The 13608-nt window shown below is 44.1% G+C and carries 15 protein-coding genes; 13 read left to right on the top strand and 2 right to left on the bottom strand.

Features of this window, described 5'->3' with window-relative positions; translation table 11 throughout:
• Window positions 1-38: 38 nt before the first annotated feature.
• The 3 genes from AC1WMD_RS06420 (at window position 39) to AC1WMD_RS06410 (ending at window position 1941) form a co-directional block, all read left to right on the top strand.
• Window positions 39-722 carry a SatD family protein gene (locus tag AC1WMD_RS06420; protein ID WP_043904833.1) on the top strand — a complete coding sequence of 228 codons (684 nt, stop codon included), beginning with the start codon at window positions 39-41 and terminating at the stop codon, window positions 720-722.
• A gap of 10 nt (window positions 723-732) precedes the next feature.
• Window positions 733-1584 carry a DUF3307 domain-containing protein gene (locus tag AC1WMD_RS06415; protein ID WP_494256377.1) on the top strand — a complete coding sequence of 284 codons (852 nt, stop codon included), beginning with the start codon at window positions 733-735 and terminating at the stop codon, window positions 1582-1584.
• 189 nt (window positions 1585-1773) lie between these two features.
• Complete coding sequence (locus AC1WMD_RS06410) at window positions 1774-1941, top strand: ADP-ribosylglycohydrolase family protein (RefSeq protein ID WP_186003938.1); 168 nt, start codon at window positions 1774-1776, stop codon at window positions 1939-1941.
• A 34-nt stretch (window positions 1942-1975) separates the two neighbouring features.
• On the opposite strand, the gene AC1WMD_RS06405 is transcribed toward AC1WMD_RS06410, so the two are convergent.
• On the bottom strand, window positions 1976-2461 hold the full coding sequence (locus tag AC1WMD_RS06405) for a QueT transporter family protein (RefSeq protein WP_494256376.1): 486 nt from the start codon (window positions 2459-2461) through the stop codon (window positions 1976-1978).
• 166 nt (window positions 2462-2627) lie between these two features.
• On the opposite strand from AC1WMD_RS06405, the gene AC1WMD_RS06400 reads away from it, so the two are divergent.
• The 3 genes from AC1WMD_RS06400 (at window position 2628) to AC1WMD_RS06390 (ending at window position 4407) form a co-directional block, all read left to right on the top strand.
• A complete protein-coding gene (locus tag AC1WMD_RS06400; RefSeq protein WP_494256375.1) occupies window positions 2628-3128 on the top strand; it encodes a hypothetical protein in 501 nt (166 codons plus the stop codon).
• A gap of 294 nt (window positions 3129-3422) precedes the next feature.
• Window positions 3423-3857, top strand: coding sequence for a DMT family transporter (locus tag AC1WMD_RS06395; protein ID WP_494256374.1), 435 nt, complete (start codon window positions 3423-3425; stop codon window positions 3855-3857).
• 223 nt (window positions 3858-4080) lie between these two features.
• Window positions 4081-4407 carry a YnfA family protein gene (locus AC1WMD_RS06390; RefSeq protein WP_494256680.1) on the top strand — a complete coding sequence of 109 codons (327 nt, stop codon included), beginning with the start codon at window positions 4081-4083 and terminating at the stop codon, window positions 4405-4407.
• A 197-nt stretch (window positions 4408-4604) separates the two neighbouring features.
• Here AC1WMD_RS06390 and AC1WMD_RS06385 read toward each other — a convergent pair whose 3' ends face one another.
• Window positions 4605-4856 (bottom strand): sporulation protein, encoded by a 252-nt coding sequence (locus AC1WMD_RS06385; protein WP_494256372.1) that lies wholly within the window; start codon window positions 4854-4856, stop codon window positions 4605-4607.
• Window positions 4857-5174: 318 nt separating this feature from the next.
• On the opposite strand from AC1WMD_RS06385, the gene AC1WMD_RS06380 reads away from it, so the two are divergent.
• From AC1WMD_RS06380 to hyfB, 7 genes are all read left to right on the top strand, one after another.
• The gene (locus tag AC1WMD_RS06380; RefSeq protein ID WP_494256371.1) at window positions 5175-5654 is read left to right on the top strand and encodes a PH domain-containing protein; all 480 of its coding nucleotides are present in this window, start codon (window positions 5175-5177) and stop codon (window positions 5652-5654) included.
• The gene (locus AC1WMD_RS06375; protein ID WP_494256370.1) at window positions 5647-7161 is read left to right on the top strand and encodes a PH domain-containing protein; all 1515 of its coding nucleotides are present in this window, start codon (window positions 5647-5649) and stop codon (window positions 7159-7161) included. The genes AC1WMD_RS06380 and AC1WMD_RS06375 overlap by 8 nt, the downstream gene beginning before the upstream one ends.
• 11 nt (window positions 7162-7172) lie before the next feature.
• Complete coding sequence (locus tag AC1WMD_RS06370; RefSeq protein ID WP_494256369.1) at window positions 7173-7781, top strand: NAD(P)H oxidoreductase; 609 nt, start codon at window positions 7173-7175, stop codon at window positions 7779-7781.
• Between the two features lie 456 nt (window positions 7782-8237).
• The gene (locus tag AC1WMD_RS06365; RefSeq protein WP_494256368.1) at window positions 8238-8987 is read left to right on the top strand and encodes an ATP-binding protein; all 750 of its coding nucleotides are present in this window, start codon (window positions 8238-8240) and stop codon (window positions 8985-8987) included.
• A 74-nt stretch (window positions 8988-9061) separates the two neighbouring features.
• Window positions 9062-10984: an anaerobic carbon-monoxide dehydrogenase catalytic subunit gene (gene cooS, locus AC1WMD_RS06360; protein ID WP_494256367.1), complete on the top strand. Its 1923-nt coding sequence runs from the start codon at window positions 9062-9064 to the stop codon at window positions 10982-10984.
• Window positions 10984-11472 carry a 4Fe-4S dicluster domain-containing protein gene (locus AC1WMD_RS06355; RefSeq protein WP_494256366.1) on the top strand — a complete coding sequence of 163 codons (489 nt, stop codon included), beginning with the start codon at window positions 10984-10986 and terminating at the stop codon, window positions 11470-11472. Before cooS ends, AC1WMD_RS06355 begins: the two co-directional genes overlap by 1 nt.
• 118 nt (window positions 11473-11590) lie before the next feature.
• Window positions 11591-13600 carry a hydrogenase 4 subunit B gene (hyfB, locus tag AC1WMD_RS06350; RefSeq protein ID WP_494256365.1) on the top strand — a complete coding sequence of 670 codons (2010 nt, stop codon included), beginning with the start codon at window positions 11591-11593 and terminating at the stop codon, window positions 13598-13600.
• Window positions 13601-13608 lie beyond the last annotated feature (8 nt).

The raw sequence follows: 13608 nt of genomic DNA, 5'->3' as shown, positions 1-13608 counted from the left end.
TATTGATATATATACATCAATCAAAAAGAGGAGATCTTATGAAACCGGCTGTATGTTTTGCGTTGGATGTAAAGCATTCTAGACAGATGGATAAGAAGCGGCTGCTAATGATTTTAAATGACTTTAAAGAAACGATAAACATGCAGTTTCATGAGGATTTGCTTGTTCCGTTTGCTATCCGAAACGGCGATGAGCTTGTTGGAGTAATTGGAAGTTTTTCCAGCGTATATCCATTGATTAAATACATATATTCCCAATCCTGTTTTCATCAGTGCCCATTTTATTTAGGAATTGGAATAGGGGAACTGGAAACGGACACAACGGACGTTCATACGATTAACGGCAGTGCAGTACTGTGTGCATTTGCGGCTAGAGAACATTTGAAGGAAAAAAAAGAAAAAACAAAAATATGGAGTGAAAATGAAGATACAACAAGTTTTTATATTTTAGCTGAGGCGCTTCCATTCGAACCACTCAACACTTTGTTAGGATGGATTCTGGAAACAAAGCGAAATTGGACAGACAAACAAAAACAAGTGATTCATCTAATCGAGCAGTTTCCGGAATGGACATATGAAAAAATCGGAAGACATTTGGGGTATAAATCCCCTATTTCGACCGTCAGCTATTTGCTGAAACGCGCGGAATACCAAAAAGTAAAGGTGACAGAAGCGAGCTTTACCGAATTGTTGATATTATATCAAACGCTTTTAAAAAAGTAGGGGGATAACATTGTGGATATACTTTTATCTTGCTCATTTGCTAGGAGATTTTATTTTCCATTCAGATCGACCAGTTCAGGAACGACATGATCAACCGCTTTCCGATTTAGGAAAACATCTGGCTGTCCATACTATTCTTATGGTGGTCGCGGCGAGCATTGTTACTCTAGAAACATTTCCATCGTTTTCCCTTTCCGGGCTGCTAATGCCGGCACAAGCTATTGTGCTTATTTCCGTCTGCCATTTTATCATTGATTACGGCAAAATAAAATTAGATATGGTATTTAATAAAACTATTAGTCAGGCGTTTTTATTTATAATGGACCAAATGCTTCATCTTTTGGTTATTTTGTTTACATTTTATGCTATCTTTGAACCGGCAACTTTTCTCGACATGTTTGGAAAGACCTTTGAAGAAAAAGTGGCAGCTACTGCATGCATTTTTATTTTAGCCACTTATGGATCTGGGTATTTTCTGGAAATTTTGTTAAGGAAAATCGCACCAAATTATGAGCTACAAGAAGGGATTTATCGTTTATCAGATGAGAAAATCGAAGTAAAAACGAAACATGAGAATAACGGAAAGCAAGAAGTAGAAATCACCACGATTAAAACGGAACAATTTTTTCATGATTCTCCAGCCAAAATCGGCCAACTCATCGGGATGCTAGAACGGACATTAATTGTGATTTTTATGATGATGGATATGCCACAGGGACTCGCATTCTTGGCGGCACTAAAAACGCTGACCCGATTTAAGCAGTTTGAGCATAAGCAATTTGCCGAATATTATCTAATTGGCACTTTATCAAGTGCTATTATTGGCATTTTACTAGGGATTATTGCAACAAACATTTGGTAATTGCTGTATCGAAACGGCAAAGTGATTTCACATAAGGGGGAATATATTGATCGACGTTGTTGTTATTTGTCATGACCGCTGGATTCACCGGCACATTGGTGCTATTCGGAGACAAAAAAGCAATGTCATAACGGCTAACGCTTATTTATGTCGCGCTAGCAATCGTGTTGACTGAAGGAATGGGGATATATGTATCATTGTAGTATTTCCTACACATATTGTTTCTTTTCGAAAGAACGGCAGGAAGAGATGGAATGGATCGATCGAATGAAAGGTGGATTAATAGGTCTTGCGATTGGCGGCGCGCTTGGTGCGACAACGGAATTTATGACGCAAGAGCAAATTCGCCTAACGTAAGAAAAGCGGCAGGTAAAACCTTGCCGCTTCATATTTACACTAATTTATCCAGATGGGCCCGCTGGTTTACCGCATACATAATCGGTGCGCCAACCGCCATGACGACAAATTCTCCTGCTGCGGTCGTCAGCCAGGTGAAAAGGAATGGCAGGTCAAACGCCAGCTTTAACTCCCAGGCAATCAAAAACATCGTAAACGTAAACACCAGCGTATTGACAGCCATCCGCGTCCATATATTTTTCACATACCGCATCGAAAAAATCGTGATCAGGAGGGCGATGACCGACTGCCCGACTCCGAAAACAAGATCGTACGCTACCATCGGCGAGAAAAACAAGTTCGCAAAAAAGACGCCTAACACAATGCCGAAGAAATATTTTTTATTAAACACGACGAGGTGATTTAGCATTTCTGACACGCGAAACTGTACATTAGTAAATCCAAACGGCTGGATCAGCATCGTCACCGCGATGTACACAGCTGCTAAAATGCCGTTAACGACGATAGTTCTAATGTTCATATGTTTCTCTCCTTACATCGTTAAGGTGTATGCAAAAAAGACACCAACGGTATACATGGCGCAGCAAGAAAAGCAACATCTATTATTTTAGCAAGAAAAGAAGGAAATGCAATGATCGTTCTCTAAATAATTTGGTGAGGGAAGTTTTTGATTGCTGGGGGTTTCTATGCCGTACTATGTTTGGATGATTGTTAACGGATTATTTATTCTTGGTTCCGCACTCTATATATGGATGTTTCAACCATATCACTCCACCGTTGTTTTATTCGGAAAGTCGTTTGCCCAAATCGCCATCATCCTGTTTGCCGTGAACATCAATATGTATTTTATTTTTTTTGTGATTCGAAAATCAAAAAACCGTTCCATGAAAGTGAGACTAAGCAAGATGGCGCGCAAGATGATGAAAGCCCATATTCCGATTGCGATCATAGGAACAAGCTTGATTGTGCTTCACGCCGGGATGCTGGCGTTGGAATTAGGTAAGAAGATCGGATTTTTTCATCCAAAAATGCTGACCGGCTATCTAGGAATATTGCTGTTGGTATTGACTTTATTTGCTGGATGGCTTCGGCATAAAAAGGCTTCTGGCTTTCGGAGGAAATTTCATTTAACAATGGCGCTTATTTTTGGAGGTGTGTTTATCGTTCATTTGTTCTTTCCACTTTAAAGCTTGTCTCAAAGAAATATAAGGACCGTTTAGTGCGCAACGCTTGTGTTTCTCATTTTGTTTAGCAACTTATATGATAGAATCCCAATACTTTTGAAAAAATTAAAACGCAGCTATACATGAAACCCTGTTTTTGTAGGTCGTTTCATTCTCTTTTTAATAGGAGCGTTGATGGCCTCCATCAGCTGTTTTTGTTGTTTTGAAAAATCGCAGAAATAACTTCTTCCATGCCATTGTCTTCCATGATATGATAATTAGTAAAGTTTTTCATTATTATGTAGGATGTGGATTAGCATGAAGTGGTTATGGATGATTCTTGCCATCGTCGCAGGAATGGCAACCTCGGTACAGGCTGGCGTCAATGGCGGTCTCGGCAAAAGGGTCGGCGTGCTGGAAGGAGCGTTCGTTTCCTTTCTTATCGGAACGATCGTTTTATTTTTATTGCAATTGTTTTTTGGAAAAGGAGACTTGCTACAAATGTTTTCCGTGCCGAAATGGCAGCTGCTTGGCGGGATGCTCGGGGCGTTTTACGTGTTTGTCATGGTGCTTATCGTTCCAAAAGTCGGGGTCGCTACTTCTATTATGGCCGTTGTCGCCGGACAGTTGGTGATGAGTTCCATCATCGATCACTTCGGCTTGCTTGGCGGGCAGCAAATTCCTTTTGACATGAGAAGAATGACAGGAATCATACTATTGTTTTGTGCCTTGTGGGTCTTTTATAAAAAATGATATCGTACGTGTGTCTGCTGGTTAGCCAGCAGGATTTTTTTTGTAAAGATTTGCTATAATAGACTCGGAATGATTCTAAAAAGTGGGAAATAATCGAATGCTTGAATAATGATACAGCCACAGAAATTAATTTTTGTTCGTGAAAAAGAGAGTGATGTTGTCTAGATTTATCGCCGGTATTCTGTCGAAGTTGTATCCTTTTTATGAAAAAGGAGTGATAGAAATCGTTTACGCTATTTTCTTGTTTGTTCTTGCTGGATTAGCAGAAATTGGCGGCGGTTATCTTGTTTGGCTATGGCTTAGGGAAGGGAAACCGTTATGGTATGGAATAATCGGCGCTGTCATTTTGATTTCATACGGCATCATCCCGACGCTGCAGCACTTCCCCTCGTTCGGAAGAGTGTACGCAGCTTATGGGGGAGTATTTATCATTTTATCCGTCTTGTGGGGATGGGGGATTGATAATAAAACCCCTGATACATATGATTGGATCGGCGCGGTTATTTGCCTAATCGGCGTTTTTGTCATGTTATGGGCGCCGCGGAATTAACGGGAGGAGAGGGAGTAAAAATGAACCTTGGTATAGGAGACCTTGTTTTGCTGTTTGTAAACATATTGGCCGTTAGTTTCTTCATTGTAGCTTTTGTAGCGATGATTGTTTTTATTGTGCGCAACGAAAAACGACCAGCGCCATCGTTGGTCGTTTTTTATAGGGAGCGGCAATGCGCAATAAAGTTTTCTCACCTTTCAGCAGTACCGACTGATGGTATTTATTAATAATTGTGGCAGAGAAGGAAGATCATTAGCATCATAAGTAAAGCGGATGAGGGTTTCGTCCATGTTCAGGGATTCCGCGAGCAAGCCGCTTAAACCGCGGGCTTTTCTGTCAATCTCTAAAATGGCTTCGGCTTGATGTTCGGAAATGTATTGTGTTTTGGACAGCTTGGTATCCACCCTAGCAGCGCCAATGCCGATGGAACTTAAGAACTTTTTAAACATGTGTTTTCCTCCTCTGTTTTTTTACCTTATCACTTAACGTGTTGCTACCTAATATTTTCTTGACCGATGCCCATTCTCCTGCTTTTAGTTTATCTATTCCGCAATGGCTTTCAATCCCATATCAACACCAGCGGTGGATTGTGCTTTTTTCAATCGGCTGTACATCCACAATGGGAATCGAAGTGAAATATTTACATATTTAGCTTTTAAAAACAGAAGTTCTGTTACTTTATAGTTAAATTTGGAAACTTCCTGTATACTAAATACGTATAACCATTACGTCAATGGATTGTCTTTGTTTACGGGGGTAGAGAAATCATGAATGGGGAACCTGGGAAAAAAATATCCGAACGAGCGTTATCGGTATGGCGGATATACGGCATGATCGGATTAGCCGTTTCTTTTGCCGCTTTTTCTGCTGTCGCTGCCCTGATCATCGTGTTTGACGGGCCGAAATGGATTATTTCTATCTTGATTCTTTTATTTATAGGGAACGGTTATTTATTCCTCTTTTTTATCCCAAGATTGCGCTGGCGGCGGTGGCGCTATGAAGTGCGTGAGCAGGAAATCGAGATTCAACATGGCTTGCTTACAGTAAAGCGCACGTTGATCCCAATGATTCGCGTGCAACACGTCGATTCTAAGCAAGGGCCATTGTTCAAAAAATACAAATTGGCTTCCGTAACGATTTCAACAGCTGCAACAGTGCATGAAATTCCAGCACTTGATGAAGAGGAAGCAGAGGAACTGCGCTATTCTATTTCTAGATTGGCGAGGGTGGCGGATGACGATGTCTAAGAAAAAACGACTGCACCCCATTTCTGTCATCGCCAATATTGTTAAACAATTAAAAGATGCATTTTTTCCGCTGATCCTTCTCATCATAGTCGGGAATAGAACCATTTCCACGGTGTGGGATATCGCCGTGCCATTGGCCGTTGTCATATACACTATTGTGATCGGAATTGTTTCTTGGCTTCGGTTTACCTATCGGTTGGAAGAAGGGGAATTGCGCATTGAACAAGGCGTGTTTGTAAGAAAAAAACGATATATTCCTTTCGAACGTATTCAAGGCGTTTCCATTTCCGAAGGTTTTCTGCAACGATTGGCAGGAGTCGTTAGAGTTAATATAGAAACAGCAGGAAATCAGTTTGGAGAAGTCGAAGCGGTATTAACGGCGGTGACAAGGGAAGAAGCAGAACAAATTCAACGTTGGATTCGCAAAGCAAAGGAAACAATGAATGATGAAACGATGCTGCTGGATGAGAATACCGCGTCTTCTTTTGTCTCCATCCATCAACCGTTACAGGAAGAACCGAAAAATATCATTTTTTCGATGAGTTTTTGGGAAGTTTTTCAAGTAGCGGTGACAAGCGGCGGGGCACTTAGCGTTATTGCTGCCATTTTCCTTTTTATTTCCCAATTTGACGAGCTTATTCCTTATGAAAGGCTATATAAAGATGCGCAAACGATGCTGTTCGCGCATGGTTTCTTTTATACGATGATGGCTGTTTTATTGATTTTTATTGCCGCCTATATGATATCCATTATTCAAAATATGTTGCGGTACGCGTTTTTTACGGTGGAAAAGATAGATGAAAACATCATCATTTCCAGAGGATTGTTGGAAAGAAGAAAAGTGACAACGCCTGTCGCACGGGTTCAAGGGATTGTAATAAAGGAAAACATGATTCGCCGCTGGCTTGGGTATGCTTCCGTTTATATCATTCATGCAGGTGGGGCATTGGATGGTGATCGTCAAGGAAATATTATACTCTGCCCGTTAATAAAGAAAGAGCGGGTTGCTTCCGTTATTTTTTCCTGTTTTCCGGAGTATAGCATCCACTATGAATTCAACGCTTTGCCAAAGCGGGCATGCATCCGCTACATGGCCCGTCCTTTATACGTGTTGATTCTTCCTGTTTGCATCGCCGCTTATTTCCTGCGTCCGTGGGGGCTGTTGCTTTTGTTATTGCTTCCCATCGTTTCTTATTTCGGCTACTTAAGTTACAAAGAGGCCGGCTGGGCGATTTCACCTCATCAGCTTGCATTAAGAAGCGGCTTATTCAACGTGAAAGCTATGTATATGTTAAAAAGTCGTATTCAATCCATGGAAGCTTCTTTTAACTGGTTTCAGAAGCGAAAACGCCTCGGGACCATTGCGGCAACGGTCATGCCTGGAATCGGCGCCCGTGGAGAAGTGGTGGATCTTGATCAGGAAGATGTGAAAACAATATATGCATGGCTGAAGCGGACAAACGAAGCATCCAAAGATAGTTCATCCAAAAATGATTTGTCTATTTAGGAGCTGGTTATATGAAAGTGTTAGCAATTGTCTCACATCCAAGAAGAGAATCCCTTACTTTTGCGATTGCCGAGCGTTTCATTCAAGGCTTAAAAGATGCTGGACATGAGGTGGAAATTGTGGATTTGTACGGTGAAGAATTTAATCCGCTGTTATACGAACAAGATGAACCTGATTGGGACAACCCTAATAAAACATATTCTCCACGTGTCCATGCAGAAATGAAAAGATTGAAAAGAAACGATGGCTTAGCCTTCATCTTCCCGTTATGGTGGTATTCATTACCGGCAATGGTAAAAGGATATATAGATCGGGTATGGAACTATGGTTTTGCTTATGGAGGAGCGCGTCTCCCGCACAAAAAGGTGTTGTGGATTCCGCTTGTTGGGGAGACAGAAGAAAGTCTTAAAAAAAGAAATTTCGATACGATGATTTCCCATTATTTGAATGTTGGTTTAGCTGGCTACACAGGTATTTCTCAGTCGGAAGTAGCATTTCTGTATAATACGTTAGCGGAAGATATGGAAAACGAAGAGGAAGTCCAAAAACATTACGAAAGTCTTTTCCGTCGGGCGTATGAGCTAGGGAATACATATAGCCATTCATTAACGGAAAAATAATCATGTATACAGGATGCTCTCCAATCTCTCTGAGGCAGGGGCGGTAATCACCGGAAACGATTTTATCCTTATTCATTTTTCTGTTTCACTGCTGCATAGGTAGAGGCATTACGATTTTCGTAATGCCTCTATTTTTTATTGGGAGATAACGTCAAAATCGACCACAATGAACCTCTTTCGCCTACATTCTTTAGAGATAAGAGACTTTTCGGGAAAAATAGAAGGACAATTTTTTCACATACCGGCCTAGTACGATTTTCCTGATTTTTTCACATAATGTTCACTCTTTCACAATATTTATTCGACGAAAATAGTGTATATTTATGGTGTAAGCATTTTCATAGATTTATTTAACTAAAATGGCGTATATTTGTATTTTAAGAAAAAATTGATTGCGTCTTTTTGTGAAATCTTTCACAAAAAGACGCAGAAAAGCTAAACAAAGGAGGCATTCCAATGAAATTGGCTATTTCTGGGAAGGGCGGTGTCGGCAAAACCACCATTGCTGCGAATTTGATCAAGAATTTTGCTTCTCGAGGTTACCAGGTATATGCCGTCGATGCCGATCCCGATACCAGCTTGGGAATGACCTTAGGTCTTCCCGAGGAACAGATCGGCAACTTGAAGCCCATTGTCGATATGCGTGAGGTGATTGCAGAACGCACAGGCGGCAGTGGTGCCTACTTTTCTTTAAATCCGGAAGTAGATAGCCTGTTGCAGGATTATACCATCAAAAGTGGAAACATCCATTTTTTGAAAATGGGAGCCGTTAAGCCCGGGGGTTCAGCCTGTTATTGTCGGGAAAATACTGTCTTGAATGCTATAATCAATTCTCTCATCTTGAAACGCCAAGAAATGGTAGTCCTCGATATGAGTGCGGGAATTGAACACTTGACCCGAGGTACGGCTCGCGGAGTAGACCTGATGTTGATTGTCACCGAGCCAACCTTGGTCAGCGTCCAAACAGCTTTGGTCGTTCAAAAATTAGCTTCAGATATCGGTGTGAAGAAAATAAAATTTGTGGGCAATAAATTGCGTCGCCCTAAAGATGAAGAATTTATTCTCAGCCACTTGCCGCCAGGTGATGTTATTGGCCTGATCCCTTTTCAAACAGAGATTTTGGACCAGGCTGCCGGTTTTGCCGAAGAGCAGTCTTTTACCGCTGAAGGTATTGCTGAACTAGCTGCTAGATTGCTTAATTATTAAGCGTTTGTATCTACAGGAGAACTGAGTTCTCCGTAGAGATACACTTTTAAATAAAAATAAGGAGGATGATACTTATGGGAAAAACGTGCAAATTTTCTCTTGACCCTGCGGTTTGCGAGATGATTGAGAAAGCAAAACAAAAGGGAATAGAGACAATTTGGGACCGCTATCAAGCCATGCTCCCGCAATGTGGTTTTGGAGAAACGGGTCTGTGCTGTCGGCACTGCCTGCAAGGTCCATGCCGTATCGATCCCTTTGGTGGTGAACCTAAGGTAGGGATCTGCGGTGCGACCGCCGACGTAATCGTCGCCCGTGGCATCGATCGCGCCATCGCATCCGGAGCGGCGGGGCACTCTGGTCACGCTAGACACTTGGCGCATACTTTGAAGAAGGCGGCCAAGGGATTAGCGCCGGACTATACCATCAAAGATAGAGACAAACTGCTTAAAGTTGCTGAGCGCCAAGGCATTCCTACCAAGAACAGAAGTGATGACGAGATCGCCTTGGATGTGGCGAAGGCTGCGTTAGCAGATTTTAATGAGAAAGAAGCGGTCGCATGGGCGGCCAACACGTTGACTGAAAAGCGTACGACGGTCCTTTCGGAACAGGGATTAATGCCTAAAGGGATTGACTACGAAATTGCTGACATCATGCACAGAACTCACTACGGTGCGGACGCCGACCCGACGAACCTCATTTGGGCTGGGTTGCGTTGCGCTATGGCGGATATGGCTGGCTCTTACATAGGTACCGACATTTCCGACATTCTTTTCGGTACTCCTCAACCTGTGGCAACGGAGGCCAATCTAGGGGTGTTAAAAGCCGATGCCGTTAACTTGGCAGTGCACGGCCATAACCCGGTCCTTTCCGACGTGATCGTTCAAGTGGCTCGGGAGATGGAAGATGAGGCCAAGGCAGCCGGTGCGACTGGTGTGAACGTAGTAGGCATTTGCTGTACCGGTAACGAAGTGATGATGCGTCACGGCATTCCAGCCTGCACCTATTCGGTGAGCCAAGAGATGGCCTTGATTACCGGTGCGGTCGATGCGGTGGTAGTGGATTACCAGTGCATCGTGCCCGCGTTGGCTACGGTGGCAGAATGCATGGGAACCAAGCTCATCACTACCACTGATGTCACCAGAATTCCTGGTGCCATCCACGTAAACTTCACGGAAGAGACGGCCGTAGAGAACGCTAAGGAGATCATCCGTATCGCCATCGAAAATTTCACCCATCGCAAAGGAAAACTTGTAGATATTCCGAAACATAAGTCCAAAGTAGTGGCTGGTTTCTCCGTAGAAGCAATCATAAACGCTCTAGCCAAGCTGAATTCCAAAGATCCTTTGAAAGCGCTGATCGACCATATCGCCGCCGGAAATATTCGCGGAGTCTGTCTTTTCGTCGGGTGTAACAACGTCAAGATCCCGCAAGATCAGAACTTTATTGCTATGGCTCGTCGACTTCTAAAAGAGAACGTGTTGCTACTGGCTACTGGTTGTGGAGCAGGAGCTCTCATGCGCCACGGGTTCATGGATCCGGCAAACGTAGATAAGTTCTGTGGTGAAGGCTTGAAAGCAGTATTGACAGCGATCGGCGAGGCTAATGGATTGGGTGGACCGTTGCCACCTGTCTTGCACGTGGGTTCCTGTGTGGATTGCTCGCGGGGAGTGGCCCTAGCTGTTGAGATTGCGAATCGGTTAGGTGTGGATATTGACCAACTCCCGTTGGTCGCCTCTGCTGCCGAAGCAATGGCGGAAAAAGCCGTTACCATCGGCCATTATGCCGTAGCACTAGGCTTGCCGACTCATGTAGGAATCAATATACCGGTCACAGGCAGTCCTTTCGTCACCCGATTGCTGACCGATAAGATTCAGGACTACACCGGTGGATACTTCATCGTAGAATCCGATCCTGATTCCGCGGCTGAAAAACTTCTTGCAGCCATCGATGAACGCAGGGCTGGTCTCGGGCTTAACGTTCCCGGGGGTGGACGGTGATGAAGCGGAAAGAGATTTTCATTCGTTATGATCGGTGTGTTGGTTGCCATTCCTGTGAGTTGGCTTGCGCCGTGAGCCACACCTCTGACGGAGATCTAGTTGGGGCTATTTTGAGAGGTGAGAGACCACAAAAGTATCTCTGGGTAGAGGATATAGCTCAGAAGAAGGTTCCGACGGTCTGCAGGCAGTGTGAAGACGCTCCATGCGTGGCAGTCTGCCCAACAGGTGCAATGTACAAATTGGATGAAAATATCAATATTTGTAATTTGCAACAGTGTATTGGTTGTTGGATGTGTGCCTTGGCTTGTCCGTTCGGTGCGATCGGTCGCAATGAGGGTAAAGTCGTGAAGTGCGATCGAGCATGTTTGGATGAGGAGGGCATACCTGCCTGCGTTCGATCCTGCCCAACCGGGGCTCTGGTTTACATGACCGTGGAGGAGTTCGAGGCAGAACGACGCAAAGAGGCCGTTGCTTCATTATTAAAATAGCAGTTTCGGGCAAGAGCGGGGTGGGGAAGTTCTTCCTCTCCCCCTTCAAGCCCAAGCTCAAAAGGAGTGCTGCTGTTGTTAATGTGGTGCCTATTTTGAGGGCGGGAGGTAGGAATAAATGAATGTTCAGCAGCTATTTATGCTGTCTGTTTTCTTATATGTCGTCGGGGCATTGGTCTCCTTGGCGATGAATCGAATTGGCAAAGTTGCCAACTATGTTTCAGCGATAAGTACCTTTGTGGCCGCAATTGCAGGGATGGGTTCAGCCATCATCGTTTTGGTTCGAGGAACGCCTTTTGCGGCAGAAATTCCTGGGGTAATTCCCTTTGCGCGATTTACGATCGAGGTGGATTCTCTTTCTGCCTTTATGCTGTTGGTGATTTCACTGATGGTCGCCGCCACAACCGTCTACTCACTCTCTTATGATGCCCAGTATGCGGGGAAACACGCTGGAATATTTAGTTTTTTGAATAGTACCTTTATTTTGTCGCTAATCCTTGTAGTTGCTTGTGCCAACGCATTCTATTTTTTAGTTTTTTGGGAGCTCATGACCTTGGCTTCCTATTTCCTCGTTGTTTTTAAACAAGATGAGGAAGCGATTAATTCTGGTTTCATTTACTTTGCGATAGCTCATGCTGCAGCAGCAGCGATTATCATTGCGTTTGTTGTACTATTTCTTCAATCAGGCAGCTTCGATTTTGCCGATTTTCGCAACGCTGAGTTTTCACAAGCTACGAAGAACCTGGTCTTTTTGCTTAGCTTCTTAGGGTTCGGAACCAAGGCCGGTATCGTTCCATTCCATATTTGGTTACCGCGGACCTATTCTTCTGCTCCATCCACCGTTTCGGCCCTCATGTCGACTAAGGTCGCGATCTACGGCTTAATCCGGGTGGGAGTGGATTTCCTCGGTGCCTCCGTTTGGTGGTGGGGACTTACCGTCTTGGCCTTCGGTGCAATCTCGGCGGTTCTGGGCATTCTTTACGCTTCAAGCGAAAACGATCTCAATCGGCAATTGGCTTATTCCAGTACTGAAAACGTAGGCATCATCCTAATGGGTATCGGTGTTGGCATGATTGGCGTAGCCAGTGGCCACCCTGTTCTAGGAGTGCTCGGCATTTTAGCGGGACTCTATCATTTGTTAAACCATGCTGTCTTCAAAGGTCTTCTTTTTCTTGGGACAGGTTCTGTAATCTATCGAATCCGTACAAAAAACATGGAGGAAATGGGCGGGTTGGCCAAACAAATGCCATGGACCGGACTTGCTTTTCTGACTGGCGCTTTAGCCATCTCAGCCATTCCCCCACTTAACGGCTTTGTTAGTGAATGGTTTCTCTATCAATCGCTGTTCATGGCGAGCAAAAGCGACATCCTGACAGTCAAAGCGCTGTCGCCACTTTTTGCGGTTATGCTGGCTCTGACAGGCGCTCTAGCGGCGATGTGCTTTGTAAAAGCTTATGGAGTTACTTTTGTTGGCCCTTCTCGCAGTGATCGCGCGCGGGAAGCCAAGGAAGTGCCGGTTCCGATGCTTACTGGGATGGCAATTCTTGCAGCTGGCTGTATTGCTCTCGGACTCGGAGCGCCGATTATTGCTCCATATATTGGAACTGTGGCATCGGCGTTGCTGGACACCACTCCGGTTTGGGTAAGTGCCGACATGATGGTATTTCCAGGAAGTAACTCGCAGGCCGTGCTTTCCACGCCGCTCATGATCCTTCTCCTTATGGGGCTTGTGATGTTCTCCTTGTTCATTGTCTGGATTCAAGGAGGAATGAAGGCTGGAAGACGCATTGATTCTGGGCCGTGGGCATGCGGTTATTCATATTCTTCTCGGATGGCGTCTACAGCAAACGCTTTTGCTCAACCATTACGAGTTCTTTTCCAGCCAATCTATTTGTTGAGAAACACCTTCGTAGGATTGGGCAATAAGATTGCATCGTATTCTAAGCAGGCAGTGGACTACATCGACCGTATGGAATTGGTTTGGGAGAATCATATCTATGGTTTCTTGGCACGAGGAATGGTTCAGTTAGGCAAACGGGTGCAAGTTATCCAGGTTGGAAATGTCCGGGTGTATTGCATGTATATCATCATTACACTTGTCGTCTTACTGATCACGACGGTCAGATAGGAGGAGAA

It is taken from the genome of Parageobacillus sp. NEAU-HV-2 (assembly GCF_059115485.1).
This window is presented reverse-complemented; position numbering and strand designations above follow the sequence as displayed.

Coding starts and splice junctions, on each gene's coding strand:
- AC1WMD_RS06355 (WP_494256366.1), top strand. CDS start 10,984: ATGAAGCGGAAAGAGATTTTCATTCGTTATGATCGGTGTGTTGGTTGC.
- AC1WMD_RS06400 (WP_494256375.1), top strand. CDS start 2,628: ATGCCGTACTATGTTTGGATGATTGTTAACGGATTATTTATTCTTGGT.
- AC1WMD_RS06380 (WP_494256371.1), top strand. CDS start 5,175: ATGAATGGGGAACCTGGGAAAAAAATATCCGAACGAGCGTTATCGGTA.
- AC1WMD_RS06385 (WP_494256372.1), bottom strand. CDS start 4,856: ATGTTTAAAAAGTTCTTAAGTTCCATCGGCATTGGCGCTGCTAGGGTG.
- hyfB (WP_494256365.1), top strand. CDS start 11,591: ATGAATGTTCAGCAGCTATTTATGCTGTCTGTTTTCTTATATGTCGTC.
- AC1WMD_RS06395 (WP_494256374.1), top strand. CDS start 3,423: ATGAAGTGGTTATGGATGATTCTTGCCATCGTCGCAGGAATGGCAACC.
- AC1WMD_RS06370 (WP_494256369.1), top strand. CDS start 7,173: ATGAAAGTGTTAGCAATTGTCTCACATCCAAGAAGAGAATCCCTTACT.
- AC1WMD_RS06410 (WP_186003938.1), top strand. CDS start 1,774: ATGTATCATTGTAGTATTTCCTACACATATTGTTTCTTTTCGAAAGAA.
- AC1WMD_RS06420 (WP_043904833.1), top strand. CDS start 39: ATGAAACCGGCTGTATGTTTTGCGTTGGATGTAAAGCATTCTAGACAG.
- AC1WMD_RS06375 (WP_494256370.1), top strand. CDS start 5,647: ATGTCTAAGAAAAAACGACTGCACCCCATTTCTGTCATCGCCAATATT.
- AC1WMD_RS06405 (WP_494256376.1), bottom strand. CDS start 2,461: ATGAACATTAGAACTATCGTCGTTAACGGCATTTTAGCAGCTGTGTAC.
- cooS (WP_494256367.1), top strand. CDS start 9,062: ATGGGAAAAACGTGCAAATTTTCTCTTGACCCTGCGGTTTGCGAGATG.
- AC1WMD_RS06365 (WP_494256368.1), top strand. CDS start 8,238: ATGAAATTGGCTATTTCTGGGAAGGGCGGTGTCGGCAAAACCACCATT.